Here is a 20,234-nt window from a genome sequence, read left to right on the forward strand (position 1 = left end):
CCACACTAAGTGAAAAGGCCCGCCAATCGGCGGGCCTTTTTTTATGGGCGCTGAAAAATGCCAACTGGGGAATTTCAAATCAAGCGGCTATTTCCCCACCCATACGTTGTCCTGCGGGTAGCTATCCGGCACCAGCGTGGCGCCGAGCTTCATCTGTTTCGCGGCTTTGGTAGTGGCAACGGGCACGGTGACGGTTTTCGCGCCCGATTCCCAGACGCCGATGGTGCGGTGGATTTTCTGGGTGGACTTGTCGGCGAAGGTGATGGTAAGGTCAACCGGGACGGGTTTGGTGCCTTTGGACTCTACTACAACGTCATAGCCGGTGGCGGTTTTGGTAACCTGGCTGATGGCTAGGTCGGGGTAGCCGCCTTCGAAAAACCAGCGCTGCCAAAACCAGTTCAGGTTGCGGCCAGCGCCTTCGTTCATCGAGTTGAAGAAGTCATGAGGCATGGGGTGCTTGCCATTCCAGTTGCGGATGTAGGTGTGCAGGGCCTTAGTGAACAGCTCGTCGCCGAGCAAATCTTTCACGTAGAGGTAGCCCAGGCCGGGTTTGGGGTAGGAATTGAGGAAGAAGGCCGTGCCCGTCTGCTGGGTGCTCAGGGTCATGATGGGCGTATCTACCTCGGTATCCGCGGCGGCGGCGTAGGGCGCGATACCGTAGTTGTCGTCGAGCTTGGGGTCGATAATACCCGAGATGATCCACTCCCCGATGGTGGCCCAGCCCTCATCCATCCAGCCGTACTTGGTTTCGTTGATTCCCATGTAAAAAGGGAACATGGTGTGGAAGATTTCGTGGTCAGTGAGCGTAATGGCGTCTTCGCGGGTGCTGGTGGGGTTGTCGTTCACCATCATCGGGTACTCCATCTGGTCGAGGCCGTCGAAAATGGTTTCGTGGGCGTAGGGAAAGGGCCACTTGGGGAAGGTGTAGCTCATGGCCTCCACCGTTTTGCGGGCAAACTGCACTACCTCCTCGTAGTCCTTGTGTTTGGGGTTGTACACGGCATCCACGCGGGTGCGGCGCTGGGTGGCCGGGTCCACGACCAGCGAACTGGCCTGCCACACGTAGTGGTCGGTGGTGGCAAACACGAAATCGGTGACGTTCTTGGCCTCGAAGTGCCAGGTATTGTCGGGTTTCTGTTGGGTCGTAATATTACCGGCTTTCAGGTCGGCGGGGCCGATGATGCTCGTGATGCCGTCCTTGGTTTCGGCTTCCCGCAGGCGTTGGGCGTACTTTTTTGTCAGCACCTGGTTGGCGTTGGTCAGGTCGCCGGTGGCCCAGACCACGAAGTTGCGAGGCACGGTCACGTCGACCGAGAAGTTGGCGAAGTCGTTGTAGAATTCCTGGGAACCGAGGTAGGGGTGCTTGTTCCAGACTTCAATGTCGTCGTAAACGGCCACGCGGGGGAAGAAGTAGGCCACAAAATCGGCCCCCGGCTCCACCTCGCCGGTGCGCATGTGCGAGCCGTTGTTGAGCGTGTAGGAGTAGGCCACCGTGATGTTGGCCGTCTGGCCCGGCGCAATGGCCCGGCGGGCGGGCACCGCGAGGTTGGTGAAGCTGGCCTGGCGGTCAGCGGCGGCCACCGCCTGGCCATTGATGGTCAGCGTTTCCACCGTGATACCCTCGCCCACGTCCTCGGGGCGCATGCCGCCGGCCCGGGGCGCGCCCTTCTGGTAGAGGTTGGGGTAGAGCTTAAACCACACCTGCCGCAACGAATCGGGGCTGGCGTTGTGGTAGGCAATAGCCGCCGTGCCGCTCACCCGCCGCGTGGCCGGGTCGAAGTTCACCTTAATCGTGTAGTCGGCCGAGTTCTGCCAGTATTTGGGGCCCGGGCGCCCACTCTCGGCGCGGGTACCCTTGTCGTAGGTGGCCCGGATGGTGCGCGACACCGGCAGCTGTTGGGCCGCTAGGGAGAGGGGGAATAGGAGGGAAGCGGCGAAAAGGGCAGGGAGTTTCATGCAGGTAAGTGAGTTGGGGCTGCAAGGTAGAGAGTCGGAAGGAGAGCAGAGAACAAAAAAACTGTCATCCTGAGAACGCAAAGGACCTATACAAAAGCTAATGCCTGATGATGGCACTGCTGTATAGGTCCTTTGCGTTGCTCAGGATGACAGGCAGGTTCTCTTAACTTACTTCAGCCGAACCAGCGTGGCACCGTAGCCGAACTTCTCTTTCATCGAATCCTCGAAGAACTTGATGTCGCGGTTACGGCTCAGCAGCTTGTGCAGCTCCTTGCGCAGCGTGCCGTTGCCGGAGCCGTGGATATAGATGATTTCGTGCATGTTGGTGGCCAGCGCGCGGCTGAGCGTGTCCTCGAAGGCTTCGAGCTGGAGCTTGAGGATGGACGTGTTGCTCAGCCCCTCAATGCCGCCTTCGGGCTGGAGGGCTTCTAGGTGCAGGTCGACTTCGTGAGGCGGGGCTACCAGGGCTTTGGCTGGCTGGGGCGCGGGCGCCACGGCGGCGGGCTTGGCCGGGGCGTTGCCGGTCAACTGCGCTTTCAGGGTTTCGGCCAGCTTCTCGGGGGCCACGGCTACCGGGGCGGCGGGCTTTTCATCGAGCTGGAACAGGTAAGCCTCGCGCTGAAGTACCGGCACGTTGGGCTGGCGGCTGGTGTAGAAGCTGGCCGCCTTGAACTGCAGCCGCTTGGTGAGCAGCTCGAAGGCCGTAGGGCTGTTGAACTGGAACGGCAGTAGCTGCACCAGCAGGGCCGGCCACTGGTCGAAATCCTTGAGGTGCCAGTGCCCGAGAGCCGCGCTGGCCGTTTTGGCTTCCAGCTTTTCCGACTTTAACCCGCGGTACTGCCCGCCGGCCTTCTCCTCCCCAAAAGTGAACAGCACGTCGCGGTCGGTGTGGTTAACCAAATGCAACGCCAGCAGCTCCGGCGACTGGTGGGTGAGGGCCAGGTACAGGCCTTTCTGCACCGGCGGCGTTTGGTTTTTATCGGCCTTGAGGGGTGGTGGGCCTTCGCTGGTAGTCGGCTTGGGAGCTTCCGGGGTGGTAGCCATACCGGCCTTTTTGGCGGCTTCAGCAGCCATGGCGGCCCCGCTGGCGGCGGCTTTCTTTTCGGCGGCTACGGCCGTGGCGCTCTTGCCGAAAGCCTTGGTTTCCTCGGCTGCTACTACCACAATTTCGCGGCGCAACACTGGAATGGTGAAGTCATTGTCAATGGCTACTTCTACCAGCTCGTCGCTGAGCAGGCGGGTAATGATGCCTTCCTCGCGCCCGGTCAGCAGGCGCACTCGGTCTCCTATATTCATAAATCACAGATGTTGCAGATGGGGCAGATGTCGCAGATTCGTTCTGGTGACAGATTCGTTCCGGCGTTGTTTACGGGTGAAAGCGTAAAGGTCGCCATTGCTTACGGATATCCCGGCTCGATTGATTGCGGTAAAATGGTCAGCCGCTTAGCGGGACGAAAGAACCTACAGCACAAGCCTTACGCCGCAAGTGCCATCTCAGAGCCGAGCATGAATTCTAATAGCCGGCTGCCAGATAAGCAGCGTAAATTTTCAAACAACCTTTATTCAGAGCGTATCTGCTATCAGAACAAATCTGCGACATCTGTCCCATCTGCAACATCTGCGATTTAGTAATACAAGCCATGCGCCACGAATCCGCGGCGTGGGTTCCACTCCAGGGCGGGGGCGGGCAGGTGGAAGATGCTCAGGGCGTAGAACACCTTCTTGAGCACCCTGTTATTGGTCGGGATGCGGCGTAGGTCCACGTCGATGCTGAGGTAGAACTGGCGGTAGGAGCGCAGGCCTAGGGCAGCGTTGGTACCATCGTCGTTATACACCATCTCCTGGCCCCCGTAGCCTACGGCCGGCTGCAGCCAGCGGGGCCAGCGGCTGGTAGCGGGCAGAAATGCGCCCACGTCGGTAGCGAGCCAGTAGGTCTGGCCATTGTAGTCTTTCAGGAACTGCTCGCCCAGGCTGCGGCCCAGCACGTTAGGCCGTAACGCGGCGTAGCGGGTGCGGTGGAACGAGAGCTTGGGCATAATGCGTACCTCGTTCCAAGCCAGCTGCTGCCCGATCAGGCCGGCCGAGCCCAAAAAGTTAGCCGTCAGGTCGGTGGCCGAGGCCCCGTAGGCCGGGTCGCGGCCGTCGAAAAGCTCGATGGGGGTCTGGAGCAGGAAGCCCACGAAGCCCCCGTACCAGATGGCGCGGCGGTCGGGCACACCCGCCCAGCGCAGCATATCTACCGCGCCCCGGCTCTCGTGGAACGCGCCCCAGAAATGCCCGGCCTTATCTAGCTGCTCCCACTCGGGCAGGTCGTTGAACCAATGAAACCGGCTTTTCTCGCCCGTGTACCAACCCTTGCTAAGCAGGTATATCAACGAGGAATACGACACCACCAGCCCGCCGGCCAGCAGCGGCAAGCGGCGGTTGATGTCTACCCGGGCGGGCAGGCTATCGGGAGCCGGCGCGAAGGGTAGGGGAGCCGGCGCAACCGCAGCATGAGCCAACGGCACCTGCGCCCGTACCGGCCCAGCTCCCAGCAGGAGTGAACCCAGGATACCTGCGAGCAAGAGAGAACGAAGGCCGGGGAGCAGCGTCACGGATGAGCGAGGGGTGAAAAACTGTTTAAAGCTACGAGAAATGCGGCTATTGACTTGGTAACTAGTACTGCCTGGTTGTATATTTAGTGCCCCAATGTGCTGCATTGACGCTTTTGAATGAAGTTTCAAGTCAATATAGCACTATGGAAGCTTTTTGTTCCATTAAAATTCCCAACTCAATTCTTCATGAAAATAATTCGACTCTTGCTGGTCCTGCTGGCTTTCGGAGCCGCTACGCCGGTTTCGTGGGCTCAGGTAGTCACCACTCAACCCACCTCTTTCACGGCCGATAAGGCCGTTACGCTCACTTTTGATGCCACCCAGGGCAATGCAGCACTAGCCAACCTCACCGGCGACGTGTATGTGCATACGGGTGTCATCACCAACTTGAGCAGCAATCCGTCTGACTGGAAGTACGTCAAGTTCACCAATTTCAACGCGCCCGACCCGTCGGTGAAGCTCACGCGCAGCACCACCAACCCGAATATCTACACCATCAATATCACGCCCAGCGTGCGGGCCTGGTACAACGTGCCGGCCGCCGAGCAGATTCTCAAGCTGGCCATGGTGTTCCGCAACGCCGATGGCTCCATCGTGGGTCGCGGCCCCGGCGGCGACATTTTCGTAGACGTAGCCCAGAACGATTTCGACCTGCGCTTCACCCAGCCCAGCGGCTCCGGCCCGTTTGTATTCGCGCTGAATTCGCCTACGCTCGTAAAAGGCACCTCGGCCGTGGCCGCCGACCTGGCCCTTTTGCTCAACGGCACGCAGATAGCCTCTGCTACCAACGCCACGGCCATTGAGGCCAACGTTACGCTCACCCAGGCCGGCAGCAACACGCTGCGCCTCACCGCCACCAAAGGCACCGCTACGGCCTCCGCCGAACTGGCGCTGCAAACCCGCGAAGCCGTAACCGTAGCCGCGCTGCCCGCTACGGCCAAGCGCGATGGAGTAACCTATATTAATAATGGTACCTCAGCCATTTTCAGCCTGACCGCGCCCAACAAGGGTTTCGTCCACGTTATCGGCGAATTCAACGACTGGACGGCCACGGCCGCCGGCTACATGAAGCGCACGCCCGACGCCGCTGGCCAGCCCGACAATTCGGTGAATGGCCGCTGGTGGGTACAGGTCGATGGCCTGACGCCAGGCCAGCAATACAGCTACCAGTATTTGATAGATGGCCAGCTGCGCGTGCCGGATGCCTACACCGAAAAGGTGCTCGACCCCCAGAACGACCGGTTTATTTCGGCCGAAGTATACCCTGGCTTGAAAGCTTACCCGAGCGGTAAAACCACCGGCCTCGTGTCGGTGCTGCAACCCAATGCCCCGGGATACGTCTTTCAGAACACCAACTTCCAGCGTCCCAAGAAAGAGGACATGGTAGTGTACGAGCTGCTGGTGCGGGACTTCCTGGCCCGCCACGACTACAAAACCCTAACCGATACGCTGGCCTACATCCAGCGCCTAGGCGTGAACGTGATTGAGCTGATGCCCGTCAACGAGTTCGAGGGCAACGAAAGCTGGGGCTACAACGTGTCGTTTTACTTCGCGCCCGATAAGTACTACGGCCCCAAAAACGACCTGAAGCGCTTTATTGACGAATGCCACAAACGCGGCATTGCCGTAGTGCTCGACATGGTGCTCAACCAGTCGTTCGGCCAGAGCCCAATGGTGCAGATGTATTTCGAAGATGGCAACCCGGCTACCAACAACCCCTGGTTCAACCGCACGGCTACCCACCCCTTCAACGTGGGCTATGATTTCAACCACGAAAGCCCTTTCACCCGCTACTTCAGCAAGCAGGTTATCGAGTTTTGGTTGAAGAACTACAACATCGACGGTTACCGCTTCGACCTCAGCAAGGGCTTCACCCAGAAAGTGTCGACCGATGTGAATGGGTGGAACCAGTACGACCAGTCGCGGGTGGATATCTGGAAAGACTACCACGATTACCAGGTGAGCGTGTCGCCGACTTCGTACGCCATTCTGGAGCATTTGGGCAGCAACGACGAGGAGAAGGTGCTGTCGGACATGGGCCTGATGCTGTGGGGCAAGATGACCGACCCGTACAACGAAGCCACTATGGGCTACCACGAAAACGGTAAATCCAACTTCAGCGGTGGCTATTACAAGGCCCGTAACTGGAGCCAGCCCAACCTGATTACCTTTATGGAAAGCCACGATGAGGAGCGGCTGATGTACAAAAACCTCACTTTTGGCAACAGTTCGGGCTCGTACTCGGTGAAAAACCTGAGCACTGCCCTCAAGCGCCAGGAAATGGCGGGCGCGTTCTTCTTCACGGTACCCGGCCCAAAAATGATTTGGCAGTTCGGCGAAGTCGGCTACGACAAGTCCATCTTCCAGTGCCCCGATGGCACCGTTCCTATGCCCTACCAGGCAAACGATCAGTGCAAACTCAGCAACAAGCCCATCCTTTGGGATTACTACAAAGAAGCTGACCGCCGCCACCTCTACGACGTGTACCGCAGCCTGATTGCCCTGAAAGTGCAGGAGCCAGCCTTCGAGAACCCCGCCAGCTTCACCCAGAATCTGAACGGCGCAGTTAAAAGCCTGCACCTCACCGACCCCCGCCTGAATGTGACCATCGTGGGCAACTTCGACGTGCAGACCGCTACCTTAGTGCCCGACTTCCAGTCGGCCGGCACCTGGTACAACTACCTGACCGGCGAAACCCTGACCGTAACCAATACGTCGGCTCCACTTACGCTGGCCCCCGGCCAGTTCGCGGTCTACACCTCGCGTAAAATCGTGTTGCCGACCGGCACCGTGCTCAGCAGCCAGCGCGCCAGCGCTGCCGTGCTTCAGCTTACGGCCCAGCCCAACCCGGCTGGCTCGGTGGCCCAGCTCCGCTACGAACTGCCCCAGGCCGCTATGGTGCAGGTAACGGTTACCAACCTGCTTGGCGCCACGGTGCAAGCCCTGCCCGTCAGTCGCCAGTCGGCCGGTTCCAAAACCCTGGAGTTGCCCCTGCAAAACCTGGCCAACGGAGTATATTTGGTGCGCCTGAACGCCGGCGCGCAGCAGCAGTCGATTCGGCTGGTGGTAAATCATTAATTTTCAGCTATTAGCTGAGAGCTTATAGCTGTTAGCTCTCTTTCAGTTAATCCAATTCTTTTACATGGAAGAAGGCCCCGCACTCAACTGAGTGCGGGGCCTTCTTCGTTTCTTCAGCTAACAGCTAACAGCTAACAGCTAACAGCTAACAGCTAACAGCTAACAGCTAACAGCTAACAGCTAACAGCCTAAGCGCTCAGCTCGGCTTCGTGGAAAGCTACGAGGTCGTCGATGGGGGAGCGGATGATTTTGCCCACTTCCATATTGTGCGACAGGGCTACTTCGGTGAGGGCGTCGCGGAAGTTGTAGCCCACCGAACCGATGCAGTTAAAAGTGTAGTCCTGGTAGTTGGGGTAGTGGGCTACAATGTTGTCGAAGAAGGTTTCGAAGCCCTGCAGCACAATTTCGCGGCAGTAGCTAATGTTGTTATGGTCGTAAGTGAACTTGGCAAAGCTGGCCAGGAAGCGGTTGGGCAAAGGCTGGTTGTAGAGCCGGTCCAGAATGTCTTCGCGGGTTAGGTTGAATTCCTCCTGGAAAATATCCTGCAGTCCCTCGGGCAGCAGCCCGCGCAGGTAGTCGCGTAGCAGGCGCTTACCAATGAACGAACCCGAGCCTTCGTCGCCCAGAAAGTAGCCCAGCGAGTCGACGTTGTGAATAATCTTCTGTCCATCATAGAGGCAGGAGTTAGTGCCTGTACCCAAAATGGCGCCGAAACCTGGTTTGCGCCCCAGCAATGCCCGAGCGGCCGCCAGCAAATCGTGGTCAACGGTTACCTGAGCGTTCGGGAAAATCTGGCGCATGGCGGCGGCCAGTACTTCGGCCTTTTTTGCAGATGATACGCCGGCTCCGTAGTAGTGCACCTCCGTCACGTCGGGGCGGGGCAGGTTATCGGGTAAGTTATGGTCGAGCGATTCGGCCACGGCGGCCGTTTTCATGAAATCGGGGTTGTAGCCCTCGGTGTTGAAGTACACGCGGTGGCCCGTTTCGTCGAGTTGGCACCAGCTGCTCTTGGTCGAGCCACCGTCGGCAATAAGAATCATATCAGGGTCTGAAAAGTGAAGAAAAAAAGCGCGTGCCAGAAGGCCAGTAAGGCCATCATGGCGGCAGAGAAGAACGAAACACGGAAAACTTTTCGGTAGAAAAAAATGGCTCGCGGCTGAATTACTCGTCTTTTCGGTCAACTCAAAGAGTGACCGTTGATACAGGATGACTGCTACGGTGCTGCTTAGAATGTAAATAGCTGACTATCAATATATAAAATGTATATATTTTTTTAGAGTAAACATCGATTTTCCGAGCTAAAACACTATTTTTATAACGCGAAACAAAGTGTCTGGCTATTCGTCGGATGCTGAGTTTTGTGACATTTCACCCACATTCTTTTCTTCTTTTATTATGAAAAAAGTTTTTACTCTCGCGGCTCTCGGGCTGCTCACGGCTGGCTCTTTCTCGGCCCAGGCCCAGACTCTCGACGGCAAAGTGCAGGCGGCTGAAGGCTACACTAAAATCGGCGAATACAACAGCACGGTACGGGGCTTTGGCAACCATGGCCTGACGGCTCTCTACGCTAAAACAACGGCGACCAAATTGTATATCGCCCTCGTAGGCGCGTTGGAAACCAATGGTAACTCATTCCAGATTTACATGAACCTGCCCAACAAGACGGGCGTGGCTCTGGGTACTAAGTTGCCGGTTAGCAACATCACTGGAACTTCGTTTGAAAAGGCTGCCCCTACTATGGAAATGGAAGTGGACTACGCTTTCGGAACGAAAGGTGGAGCAACGGCTTCTTCTACCAGCATCATTGACTACACCAACGTAACGGCTGGAAAAGCGAACAACCAGCTCACGGGTGATCTACCCATTGATGGCACTGTTAGGACGGTTAGCACTACTGTTGCTGGTGGCATCACCGGGGGCTTTAGCAAGACCCGTATGGCCTTCCTCAACAAAGATTTTCTGACTACCAACACTGGTGTTGAGGGATGGGAAATTGAATTGGATAAAGCCGACCTCGGTATTACCGCTGGCGCTGTTATCCAGCTGTTCGCAGCCCAGAATGGCGGTGATGGTGGATTCTTCTCTTCCGATGTGATTCCACAGGTTATCGGTAATACGGCTCCGCAGGTACTTCCAATCGGTACCAATGCGGAGGGTAACTTCGGGACTGATCCGAACTTCGTTACGCTGCCCGGGATTCAGCGCATCGATTACGCGGCTGTTGTAACGGCTAACCAAAGCGCCGTTGCTACCGCTCTTAAGTTCGGCGTATACCCTAACCCAAGCGTGGGCGCGGCTACTACCGTATCGTATGTGGTACCCGGCCAGCAGGAGGTTGCCCTCGATGTGTTCAACTCGCTTGGTCAGCGCGTACGTACGCTGGCAGCCGGCAAACAGGCCGGTGCCAACGAGTACTCACTCAGTGGTTTGGCTTCCGGTGCTTACTTCGTGAAGCTGCAGGTTGGTGAGCAGAGCACCAGCCAGAAACTGATTGTGCAATAATTGCACTTCGTATTAACTGTTTAAAAAGAAGGCCCAGCATTTGCTGGGCCTTCTTTTTTTGCCTGGTAGTCTAGGGGGTAACTATCAAATGGCCAACCGATTACTGCATTCAATCACTGACAGCCAGTTTTTCTAGTGGCTGGCTGAGCTACTGATTTAAAGATGAAGTGGATTGATCGTGACTGAAGTTCATCGCCTGAAAATATCAGCCGAGTAGATAGGTGACAGCTGCAAATGTTGGCTTATCACAAGAGCCAGCCGATAATTGGTGACCAACACTTGCAATGAGGAGCGATTGGGTTTTGGGGGGCTAAAACGTGAGTGATTTCAGGCGAAAGTAAAGGCCCCACTCGCAAAGTTCGAGTGGGGCCTTTACTTTCGCCATTAAACTATTCACTCAACTGACATCAGTCAAGCGGAGGGGCTTACTGAGGGCGAATGGTGTACATAGGCTTCGGCGAAGCATTTGTATCGAGCGTGATAGTGTAAGTGCCGGCAGTAGCGGGGGCTACCAAATTTGGTGGGTTAGGCGTGGGGGCTACGTTGTAAACCAACTCTCTACCCGCACCGGTAGCACTGCCAGTTCCTGCATCGCCTAGGTTAATCGCCCAAGCATTATTAGCCCGAAACTTAAACTCTCCGCTTACGAGCGGTAACGTTACTACCCATACCTTTTTGTCGAAGTCGTACGTCATGGGTGTGTCCTTGTCCCAGCTGCCGGGCGTCGCAGCACCGATGATAGCCCAAACATCCTTGGGCAATTCGCGGCTTTCGTAAGGCGTAGCCTTTACCGAGCTAACAGCGGAGGTTGCCAAGCCCGCATTGGCGCTCAACGTTGACTTAAGGCGCACTTCCAACTCCGAGGCTTTATCCGGAGCCTGCTTCAAATCGTTGAAAATTCCGTTCAGCTCACCAACTGTAAGCGTGTATTTGGTAGCCGATCCAACGCCGATAGTGCGTGCGGATTTGAAGTTGTTGCCCTTCACGTCGAATTCGAGCGTGTAGGAAGGCGCGGCCGCGAAACCGTAGCTGGCAGGCTTCCAGTTGTAAGTTACGGCCGGCTTATCGGCATCCGGCTTGCTTAACACCGGAGTGGTGGTAGAAGCTGTGAGTTGAGGAACGCTCGTCTGGTTAATGGTCACATTATCCCCTTCCTTTTCACAGGAGGCGAAGAACATAGTGGCAACCATTCCCAAGCCAGCAACTTTTGCGAACAAAGTTTTCATGGGAAAATGAGATGTGGGAGGTGAAAAAGAAATGTAGAAGCGGAGCAGCTCCAATAGCGCAGCTACTCCGCTCTATGCTACTTTAACCGCCGGATTAGTAACCGGGGTTCTGCTTCAGGTTCGGGTTCGCCGTCAGGTCGGTAACCGGAATAGGAAAGAGGCGATACTTAGTATTCACATCCTGACCGTTTTTGACGCCGCCTTTGAAAGGCCAGTTATAACCAGCAACATACTTACCAAAGCGAATCAGGTCAGTCCGGCGGTGGCCTTCCCAATACAACTCCCGGCCCCGCTCGGCCAGCACATCATCCAAGGATAAGGTGGCCAGCGCCGGAACCCCAGCCCGCGCCCGGACAGTGTTGACAGCTTGTAGGGGCGTGAGTGAACCGCCCGCACCACCGCGCAATACGGCTTCAGCATACATCAGGTACACGTCGGCCAGACGGAACATTGGGAAGTCGGTGTCCGGGAAGTCGCCAGTCGCATCCGAGCCAGCAACGCCAGCAGTAGTTACGTTCCGGTACTTCGACACGGCGTAGCCATCGGTGAAGCTGAAAATGTCGTTGATTTCCTTGTTCTGCCCTTCAGTGAAGAACATGGCCCGCGGATCGGTTGCCGAGAATAGGTCTACCAAGTTCTTCTTGGTCCGCAAGCCGTACCAGCCGCCATTAATGCCGAAGTTGCTCGGCTTCATCTCCCCGCCAACCGAGGCGTGGATCAGAAACGTCATGCCCCCGAAGGTTTTGGTACGCAAGCCGTCGAAGGTAATCGGGAAGATAACTTCGTCGCGCGTTGCACCCTTGTCATTATCGGCCAAGAAGAGATTCTTGTAGGTAGGAGCCAGCTTGTACACGTTAGCGTCCAATACTTTCTTGGCATACGTAGCGGCTTCGGTGTTACGGGCCGTGCCGGTGTACACCGAAGCATTCAGATACACCTTTGACAGCAACGTCCAAGCCGTGGCTTTATCGGCGCGGGCGTACTCGGTTTTCGGGGCGATTAGGTCGCCGTCAATTTCCTGCAGTTCCTTCACCACATAGGCGTAGATATCGGCCCGCTTGCCTTGGGGTGGCGGCGTGCTGCCTACGTTAGCGGTTTCGGTGAAGAACGGTACATCGCCATACATATCAATGGCGTGCCAGTAGCTGAGCGCCCGCAGGAAGCGCGCCTCGGCCCGGTAGGTCCGCACGTTGCTTCTCTCGGCTTCGCTGTAGCCCCGTTCGTCGATTTTAGCGTCGCTGGTCTGCCGGATGAATTCGTTGCAGAGGGAAATCTGGTAGAAAATACGGTCGTACATGGCCCGCACAAACTCGTTGCTGGAGTTCCAGGTCACCTTGTTATAGTCGGGCAGCGAGCCATCGTTCCAAGCGATAATGGCTTCATCGGTGGTCAGCTCCTGCGCTTTCCAATACTGGCGCAGGTAATTGGAGAAACCTTCGTCGATGCCCACGATATCGGGCGCCGGCCGGACCTTCCTGACCGCTAACAGCCAGCGTAGCGTAGAGGCGGGCCAAGGCACCTTTAACCTTTACGGGGTCCTTGTATACGGTCTCCGTGTTATCCTGGAAAGAGGGCGTCTGGTCCAGCTCGTTCAAACACGAGGAGAGGGGCAACAGGGCCAGGGCCAACAGGGCGGTGGCGGCGTTACGGGTAAATTTATTTTTCATCGGGGTGGGATTTTAGAAGCCGAAATTCAGACCGACCGTATAGGCACGCGGACGCGGGTAAATGATCCGGTCAACTCCATTAAACACTTCAGGATCAAGTCCCTTGTATTTGGTGATGACGAATAGGTTCTGAACAGCAAAGGAGACACGAAGGTTCGCCTTCTCCTTGTAGATGCTGCCAAAATCGTAACCCAATGAGATGTTCTCCATCCGCAGGAACGAGGCGTTTTCTACGAAGTAGTCCGACTGGATAACCTGTGGGTTGGTGCTGGTGAAGTTGTTGTCGAGTACTTCGCGGTTGAAGTTGTTGACGAAACCGTTGGAGTTTTGCACGAAGATGGCCTGCGAACGGACGTTGTTGTACACGTAGTTGTTGAGGTTGCTGCGCATCGTGAAGGCCAAGTTGAGCTTGCCGTAGCTGGCGTTTGAGCCAAAACCCAGAATCGCCTGCGGCCGCGACGACTTGTAGCGGTAACGGTCGAGGCTGTTGATAACGCCGTCTCCGTTGCGGTCCACTACTACGCCATCGAGAGGTTTGCCGTCGGTACCATACGCCTGCTGATAGACGTAGAAGGAGTTGGATTGGTAACCCACCGAGTTGATCTGGATGTTGTTACCTACGCCGCCATCGATACCTTCGGTTTCATAGCCCCGGAAATTAGGGTTGTTAGCCGAATTGGCATCCAGTTCCGTGATTTTGTTACGGTTGAGGGTGGCGTTGGCGTTGAAATTCAGGTTGAACCGCTCGCCTCGTACGGCCGCCACATTCAGCGACGCTTCTACCCCTTTGTTGGTGAGGCTGCCCACGTTGGCTTTGTAAGCATTCGACAGGTTGGAGCCGGCGGGCAGGTTCACCGTCAGCAACAAGTCGCGGGTGTCGCGCTGGTACACATCAACGGAACCCGTGAAGCGGTTATCTAGGAAACCGTAGTCCAAGCCGACGTTGTAGGTCGTCGTTTTCTCCCAGGTGCGGAACGCGTTGTAGGCGGCCGGGCGCTGAGTGGTGATGAACTGGCCACCCAATTGGTACTGGGCCGTTACGCGGCTAGGATCGTAAAGGGCCTGGTAACCGTAGTAGTCGGCGTAGTCGTTACCTAGGTCCTGCTGGCCGGTCTGGCCGTAGCCCAGCCGGATTTTTAGCTCCGATATGGCTTCCGAATTTGCCAGGAATTCCTCACCCTTCAGGCGCCAAGCGGCAGAAGCGGCTGGGAAGTAGCCCCAGCGCTCCGACTCAGCGAAGCGCGACGAAGCATCGGCCCGGAAGGAAGTCGAGAATAAGTATTTGTCCTTGATGTTGTAGTTCACCCGCCCGAAGAACGACTGCAGGTTGTAGCTGGGGTCGTAGTACTCGCGGCCATTGATGGGGCGGTCGGCCCGCTGGTTGTTGTTGAGGTCGCCATTAGCCAACCGGTCGTCGAACACGTAGGTCCGGTAGCTGAAATTCTGGTACGAGTAGCCCGCCAAAGCGTCTACCCGGCCAATACCTAGCTCGGCATTGTACTTACCTAGCGCTTCGAGCAGGCGGTTGCGGTTCTCTTCACGATACTGGTTGTTGCGGCCTAAGCGGCCACCGTTCAGAATGGCGGAGTTCGGCTTTACAACGTCGGTGCCCTGGCCCTGCTGGTAGTCGTAGCCGACGTTCAGGTTGGCACTCAGCGCCCGTAGGAAAGGCATTTTATAGTCGAGCTGCACGTTGCCGATGCTCCGCTTCACGGTGCTGCGGTTGCGGCTCAGCTCAATCCGGCCGACGGGGTTGCGCGTGGCCAGCGGCTCGACGAGGCCATCGTTATTAAGGAATTCAAAATAGCCGCCATAGCGAGCCAGTCGCGACTCCGTGGAGCGGATCGACTGGGTGGGGTCGAAACGAACGGCGGAGCCCACCGCATCTTGGTTGGAGAAGTTGTTATCGATCCAAGAGCCTTTTAGGTTGGCATCAACGCGCAGGTTGCCGTTGAGCAGCACTGGCGTCAGGCCGATGGAGCCGGTGTAGCGCTTCAGGTCGTTCTGCTTCAGCAGACCCTGCTGGTTGAGGTAGCCGCCCGAAACCCGGAACGGGAGGTTACCTGCGGAGCCCAGTAGGCTCACGGTGTTGTCGGTGGTGTAGGCTGTGCGGTAGATTTCGCGCTGCCAGTCGGTGTTGGCCGTACCCAACGATGCCTTCTGCTGGGCGTTGCCCCGGGTATTTACCAGCGCCCGGAACTCGTCACCGTTGAGCAGGTCCGAATACTGGTAAGGTGTAGAAACCGAGTTCTGCGTCGATACATTAACGCGCAACGTCTCGCCCTGCAGGCCTTTTTTGGTCGTCACGATAATCACGCCGTTCGAAGCCCGGGAGCCGTAAATGGCCGTTGCCGAAGCGTCCTTGAGAACGGTTACGCTCTCAATGTCATTGGGGTTGATGAGCGTGAGCGGGTTGGAGGTGCCCTGGATGCCCCGGTTATCAACCGGCACGCCATCAATAATAAAGAGCGGATCGTTGGAAGCGCTCAGCGACGAGCCGCCCCGGATACGAATGGAAGAGCCAGTGCCTGGCGCGCCGCCGTTGGTGGCTACCTGCAGGCCCGCCACTTTGCCCTGAATAAGCTGCTCGGGGCTTGATACCTGGCCCTTAACGAACTGCTTTTCCGTTACCTGCTCCACGGCCCCGGTCAGGTCCTGCTTGCGCTGGGTGCCGTAGCCAACTACCACCACCGAATTGAGTAGGGTGCTGTTTTCCGACATCTTGAGCGCGGCCACGGCCGTGTTCTGACCGGCGGTTACATTTATGGCCTGACGCTGGGTAGAGAAGCCCACGAACGACAGAATGAGCGTATGCGGCCCGGCCGGTACGTTCTGGATGGCGTACGTACCATCGGAGTTAGTGGAGCCGCCCAGCGAGGAGCCTTCAATCAGTACGGTTACGCCGGGTAGTCCGTCGCCTTTCTCGTCCAGTACGCGGCCGCTGACCGTTCCGATTCCCTGAGCGTGCGCACTGCTCATGCCTACGCCTGCGCACAGGATTGGCAGCACCAATTTCGCTAGATAAGGGTGTTTCATGGAAAAAGTGTTAGGGGTGAAGTGATTTTCCGGCGAAGCCGAAGTGGGAATTTAGTGGTCCTAACCAGGAGTCGTGGTCGGGGGTTGACGAAGTAAGTGACCCCTTCTGTACCGGGAGCAAACAGCCGCGTTCAACAGCACCAAAATGTTAATAAACAGCGCAAGTTAACGTGTAAAAGCGCACAAAAACAACGCTTGGGTAGTGTAAAATCGGTTTAGTTATAATTGTATTTTGTGGGTTATTAGATTGAGGATGGTTAGTTGTGCATTGTTAACTGACTGATTGGGGCGCCATGCTTGAAGGTTGACAGGATGAAAAAGTGGTAAAAGCGCTTCTAGCCAGCACTATCGGACCGGTTGCCGGTTGCCCAGGCGCTGGTTTTGAATTGACTAAATGCAATGCCCTATTGCTATGGCTAAGTGCGGGAGCCAGCAATTCTGTTGTCCGGATACAAAATCTGGATATAGGAAGTTGGAAAATGCTTCATAACTTCTATTTCAGTTCCCTAGTGGGCTTGTATTGATCTGAATGGACTTCCTGCTACCTATAGAATGGTAGCAAGAGACAGGATCATTAAAGTTAATCTGGTGAATAGAGGAATGGTTGATGTTAATACAGCAGTAGTTTGTGCGTTGAAAATTGTGACGTTACTACAATGTTTTTTGCATATATCTCAGGATTCGTCCACTTCTACAGAAGGCTCGTTTTGGTTGCTTCAACACCCCCGCGGTTGAGCTTGTGTCACGCATCCTTTGTGAGGGCTTACTTACTGCTTGCCAGGTGAGTCTGATTTTTTCGGTGGAATGGTTTTCTGGGAAAAATGCAGGTTGCGTTAGGGCAAAAATGGCTACATGGGGGCCGTTTCAATAACCTCCCCAAGCGGAAATCAGGCGGGTTGATACAGCTGGTGTAGCTTGCGGGGCCAACCACTCATGCAACCCTAAAAAATCAATGAACCGTTTTCTGTCTTTGGCGCTGCCAATGCTGCTGGCTACCTGCTCCGCACTGCAAGCCCAAACCACCTTCCGGCTCACCAGCCTGCCGACCAGTACCCCTGCTGGGGCCATTATTTACGTGGCTGGCTCGTTCAATAACTGGACTCCCAACAACCCGGCTTACGCCTTCGCGCCCAGCCCGGCCGCCGATGGCACCTACCAACTCACGCTGCCCGCTAACATAACGGGCAAGGTGGAGTTCAAATTCACCCGTGGTTCCTGGGCCACCGTTGAAGCTGATGCCCGCCAGCAGGACATTAGCAACCGCAGCTACACGCTCGGCAGTAGCCCGGCCACAGTAGAGTGGCAGGTGGCCGGCTGGAAAGACCAGGGCAGCAGTGGTCCGGCTCCGTGCGTGAGCACCGCCTTGCAACCCAACGTGCGCGTTATCAGTGAGTCGTTTGCCATGCCCCAGCTGGGTCGCACCCGTCGCGTATGGGTGTATTTGCCTAACGACTACGCCACGGCCCCAAACAAGCGCTACCCGGTGCTCTATATGCACGACGGCCAGAATGTGTTCGATGCCTGCACGAGCTTTTCGGGCGAGTGGGGCGTAGATGAAACCCTGAGCCGCCTCCAGGAGCAGGGCCTCGATGCCACCGGTAGCATTGTGGTGGCCGTGGATAATGGCGGAGCCGAGCGCCTGAATGAGATGTCGCCCTGGAAAAATGCCCAGTACGGTGGCGGCCAGGGCGACGAGTACGTCGATTTCATGGTCCTGACCCTCAAGCCTTACGTCGATGCCCAGTACCGCACTCTCACGGGCCGCGAGTTTACGGGTGTGGCCGGCAGCAGTATGGGCGGACTCATCTCGACCTATGCGGCCCTCAAATATCCGCTGGTCTATGGCAAGGTGGGCGCGTTTTCGCCGGCCTTCTGGTTTGCCGAGCAACCTCTGTTCGCCTACCTGCGCCAGCATCCGGCCAACCCCGATACGCGCTTCTACTTTGTGAGTGGCACCACCGAAAGCGCCACCATGGCCCCCCTGATGCGCGCTATGCACGATTCGCTGGCCCGCGTCGGTGTACCAGCCCGCAACCTCAGCTACCAGGCCGTGGCCGATGGCCAGCACGCCGAATGGTTCTGGCGGCGCGAGTTTTCGGCGGCCTACCAGTGGCTGTTCGCGCCGGCCGTGGCTACGGCCACCGGTCGACCAGCCCCACTAGCCTTCAGCGCCTACCCCACCCCGGCCCAAAGCCGCCTGACGCTAACGCTGCCCGCCGATGCGCGTGGCGCCGTCCACGTCGAAATCATGGACACGAGCGGCCGGGTCGTGCTGCGCGAAAAGCTGCGCAACGGCGCTGCCATCGATGTTAGTGGGCTGGCCAGGGGCTTCTATCAGCTGCGTGTATCGGCCGGCGGCCGCAAAGGCTCGCAGGCGTTGGTGAAGGAGTAGACGTTACTTTAACACTGCTCACCGACTACTCCGCAAGCAAAAAAATCGGGGTTTTGCTTGCGGGGCCGGCAACCGTGGCTAGCTTTGCAGCGTTCAACGACCCAAATCAGTTTTTTGCAATGACTTTCTCGACGACGCAGCAGATCTGGTGGTGGCCCTACGGAAATTCCGGACGGGACAACCTGTGCGTGCGTTAGAACCGAGACCTGTTTCTTCTTTCGCAACTGCTCCAGAGTCAGCCCGGCCGCCCCGCCGGGCTTTTTTTGTGCCCGGTGCTGGCCTCCACTTCCCCGCAACCAGCCCGCCCATGAAATCCTATTCCCTGACCACCCGCTTTCGCCGCGTACTGGCCGATACCGTAACGCCGGTAGGACTGTACCTGCGCCTGCGCGACCGGTACGCCAACTGCCTGCTGCTCGAAAGCTCCGACTATCACGGCCAGCAGAACGCCTTCAGTTACCTGGCTTTTGATCCGCTGGCCCGCTTCGAGCTGCGGGGCCGGGAGCTGACGCTGCGCCTGCCCGACGATACCGTGGAAACCGAAACCCTCGACTCGCCCCGGGCGGCGCTGGGCCGGCTTCAGGAGTTTACCGCCGCCTTCAAAACCGAGGATACGGGCCACGACTTCATCACCGGCGGGCTGTTCGGCTACTTGGGCTATGAAGCCGTGCAGGCCTTCGAGGACCTTACGCTGAACCCCGACAAGCAACCCGCCGGCCAAATTCCAGATATTCTTTACGGCACCTACCGCCACGTTATTGCCATCAACCACTTCCGCAACGAACTCTACGTGTTCGAGCACACGCTCGAAGGCGAGCCGGCGGATGAGGACGGCCTCACACGGCTCGTGAACCTGATTCGCAATCCTTCGCTGCCCGATTTCAAGTTCAAGACGGAAGGGGAGGAGCAGACCAACCAGACCGATGAGCAGTTCCTGCAGGTGCTAGCGGCCGGGCAGCAGCACTGCCACCGCGGCGACGTATTCCAGATCGTGCTTTCGCGGCGCTTCGAGCAGGGTTTTTCGGGCGATGAGTTCAACGTATATCGGGCGTTGCGCTCCATCAATCCCTCGCCCTACCTGTTCTACTTCGATTACGGCGCGTTCAAGATTTTCGGCTCCTCACCCGAAGCCCAGGTGCGCATCAAGGGTCGAGAGGCTAGCCTGTTCCCGATTGCCGGCACCTTCCGCCGCACCGGCCACGATGCCGAGGACGCCGCCCTGGCCCAACAGCTAGCCGACGACCCTAAGGAAAACGCCGAACACGTGATGCTCGTGGACCTGGCCCGCAACGACCTGGCCCGCCACGGCGACGCGGTGGAAGTGAAAACCTTCCGCGAAATCCAGTTCTACTCTCACGTTATTCACCTAGTGAGCGAGGTGAAAGCCCGGCTGGCCGAGGGGGCCAACTCGTTGCAGGTGGTAGCCGACACGTTTCCGGCCGGTACGCTCTCGGGGGCGCCCAAGCACCGCGCCATGCAGCTCATCGACGGTTTGGAGCCCACCGCCCGCGGCTACTACGGCGGGGCTATCGGCCACCTGGGCTTCAACGGCGACTTCAACCACGCCATCATGATCCGCTCCTTTTTAAGCACCGCCGGCCGGCTTTATTTCCAGGCCGGGGCCGGCGTAGTGGCCGCCTCCGACATCAATTCTGAACTCCAGGAAGTGCATCACAAGCTAGCCGCCCTGCGCAAGGCATTGTTGGAAGCGGAGCAGGTATAAATGGGTTGTCAGTTATTGGTTGTCAGTTTTCAGGCTTTCATGTTGCCTTTTGACCGC

The 20,234-nt window shown here is 57.2% G+C and carries 12 protein-coding genes; 5 read left to right on the top strand and 7 right to left on the bottom strand.

The features are described 5' to 3' along the window. Positions 1 to 87: 87 nt before the first annotated feature. Complete coding sequence (locus CDA63_RS05465) at positions 88 to 1,956, bottom strand: M1 family metallopeptidase (protein ID WP_088463440.1); 1,869 nt, start codon at positions 1,954 to 1,956, stop codon at positions 88 to 90. Positions 1,957 to 2,124: 168 nt separating this feature from the next. Further along, the gene (locus tag CDA63_RS05470; RefSeq protein ID WP_088463441.1) at positions 2,125 to 3,252 is read right to left on the bottom strand and encodes a Smr/MutS family protein; all 1,128 of its coding nucleotides are present in this window, start codon (positions 3,250 to 3,252) and stop codon (positions 2,125 to 2,127) included. Between the two features lie 27 nt (positions 3,253 to 3,279). Between CDA63_RS05470 and CDA63_RS20350 the strand changes: the two genes are divergently transcribed. After that, positions 3,280 to 3,585, top strand: coding sequence for a hypothetical protein (locus tag CDA63_RS20350; RefSeq protein WP_126546748.1), 306 nt, complete (start codon positions 3,280 to 3,282; stop codon positions 3,583 to 3,585). Here CDA63_RS20350 and CDA63_RS05475 read toward each other — a convergent pair. Continuing rightward, positions 3,582 to 4,523, bottom strand: coding sequence for a YfiM family protein (locus CDA63_RS05475; RefSeq protein WP_242434556.1), 942 nt, complete (start codon positions 4,521 to 4,523; stop codon positions 3,582 to 3,584). The two genes, CDA63_RS20350 and CDA63_RS05475, sit on opposite strands and share 4 nt — an antisense overlap. Before the next feature lie 216 nt (positions 4,524 to 4,739). Between CDA63_RS05475 and CDA63_RS05480 the strand changes: the two genes are divergently transcribed. After that, positions 4,740 to 7,631, top strand: a complete 2,892-nt coding sequence (locus CDA63_RS05480; protein WP_242434557.1) for an alpha-amylase family glycosyl hydrolase — start codon at positions 4,740 to 4,742, stop codon at positions 7,629 to 7,631. A gap of 188 nt (positions 7,632 to 7,819) precedes the next feature. On the opposite strand, the gene CDA63_RS05485 is transcribed toward CDA63_RS05480, so the two are convergent. Then, a complete protein-coding gene (locus tag CDA63_RS05485) occupies positions 7,820 to 8,671 on the bottom strand; it encodes an N-acetylglucosamine kinase (protein ID WP_088463442.1) in 852 nt (283 codons plus the stop codon). Positions 8,672 to 9,026: 355 nt separating this feature from the next. Between CDA63_RS05485 and CDA63_RS05490 the strand changes: the two genes are divergently transcribed. Then, entirely contained in the window at positions 9,027 to 10,133 is a 1,107-nt protein-coding gene (locus CDA63_RS05490; protein WP_088463443.1) for a T9SS type A sorting domain-containing protein, read from the top strand. A gap of 425 nt (positions 10,134 to 10,558) precedes the next feature. On the opposite strand, the gene CDA63_RS05495 is transcribed toward CDA63_RS05490, so the two are convergent. The 3 genes from CDA63_RS05495 to CDA63_RS05505 all read right to left on the bottom strand — a co-directional run bounded on the left by CDA63_RS05495 (position 10,559) and on the right by CDA63_RS05505 (position 16,062). Beyond that, positions 10,559 to 11,359: a SusE domain-containing protein gene (locus CDA63_RS05495; protein ID WP_088463444.1), complete on the bottom strand. Its 801-nt coding sequence runs from the start codon at positions 11,357 to 11,359 to the stop codon at positions 10,559 to 10,561. Between the two features lie 94 nt (positions 11,360 to 11,453). Beyond that, positions 11,454 to 12,878: a RagB/SusD family nutrient uptake outer membrane protein gene (locus tag CDA63_RS05500; RefSeq protein ID WP_317044038.1), complete on the bottom strand. Its 1,425-nt coding sequence runs from the start codon at positions 12,876 to 12,878 to the stop codon at positions 11,454 to 11,456. Positions 12,879 to 13,038: 160 nt separating this feature from the next. Continuing rightward, a complete protein-coding gene (locus CDA63_RS05505; protein ID WP_088463445.1) occupies positions 13,039 to 16,062 on the bottom strand; it encodes a SusC/RagA family TonB-linked outer membrane protein in 3,024 nt (1,007 codons plus the stop codon). Positions 16,063 to 17,014: 952 nt separating this feature from the next. On the opposite strand from CDA63_RS05505, the gene CDA63_RS05510 reads away from it, so the two are divergent. Both CDA63_RS05510 and CDA63_RS05515 read left to right on the top strand, forming a co-directional pair. Next, a complete protein-coding gene (locus tag CDA63_RS05510) occupies positions 17,015 to 18,454 on the top strand; it encodes an alpha/beta hydrolase-fold protein (RefSeq protein WP_088463446.1) in 1,440 nt (479 codons plus the stop codon). A gap of 307 nt (positions 18,455 to 18,761) precedes the next feature. Continuing rightward, positions 18,762 to 20,177 (top strand): anthranilate synthase component I family protein, encoded by a 1,416-nt coding sequence (locus CDA63_RS05515; RefSeq protein WP_088463447.1) that lies wholly within the window; start codon positions 18,762 to 18,764, stop codon positions 20,175 to 20,177. Positions 20,178 to 20,234 lie beyond the last annotated feature (57 nt).

It is taken from the genome of Hymenobacter amundsenii (assembly GCF_002204745.1).
Classification (GTDB): Bacteria; Bacteroidota; Bacteroidia; order Cytophagales; family Hymenobacteraceae; genus Hymenobacter; species Hymenobacter amundsenii.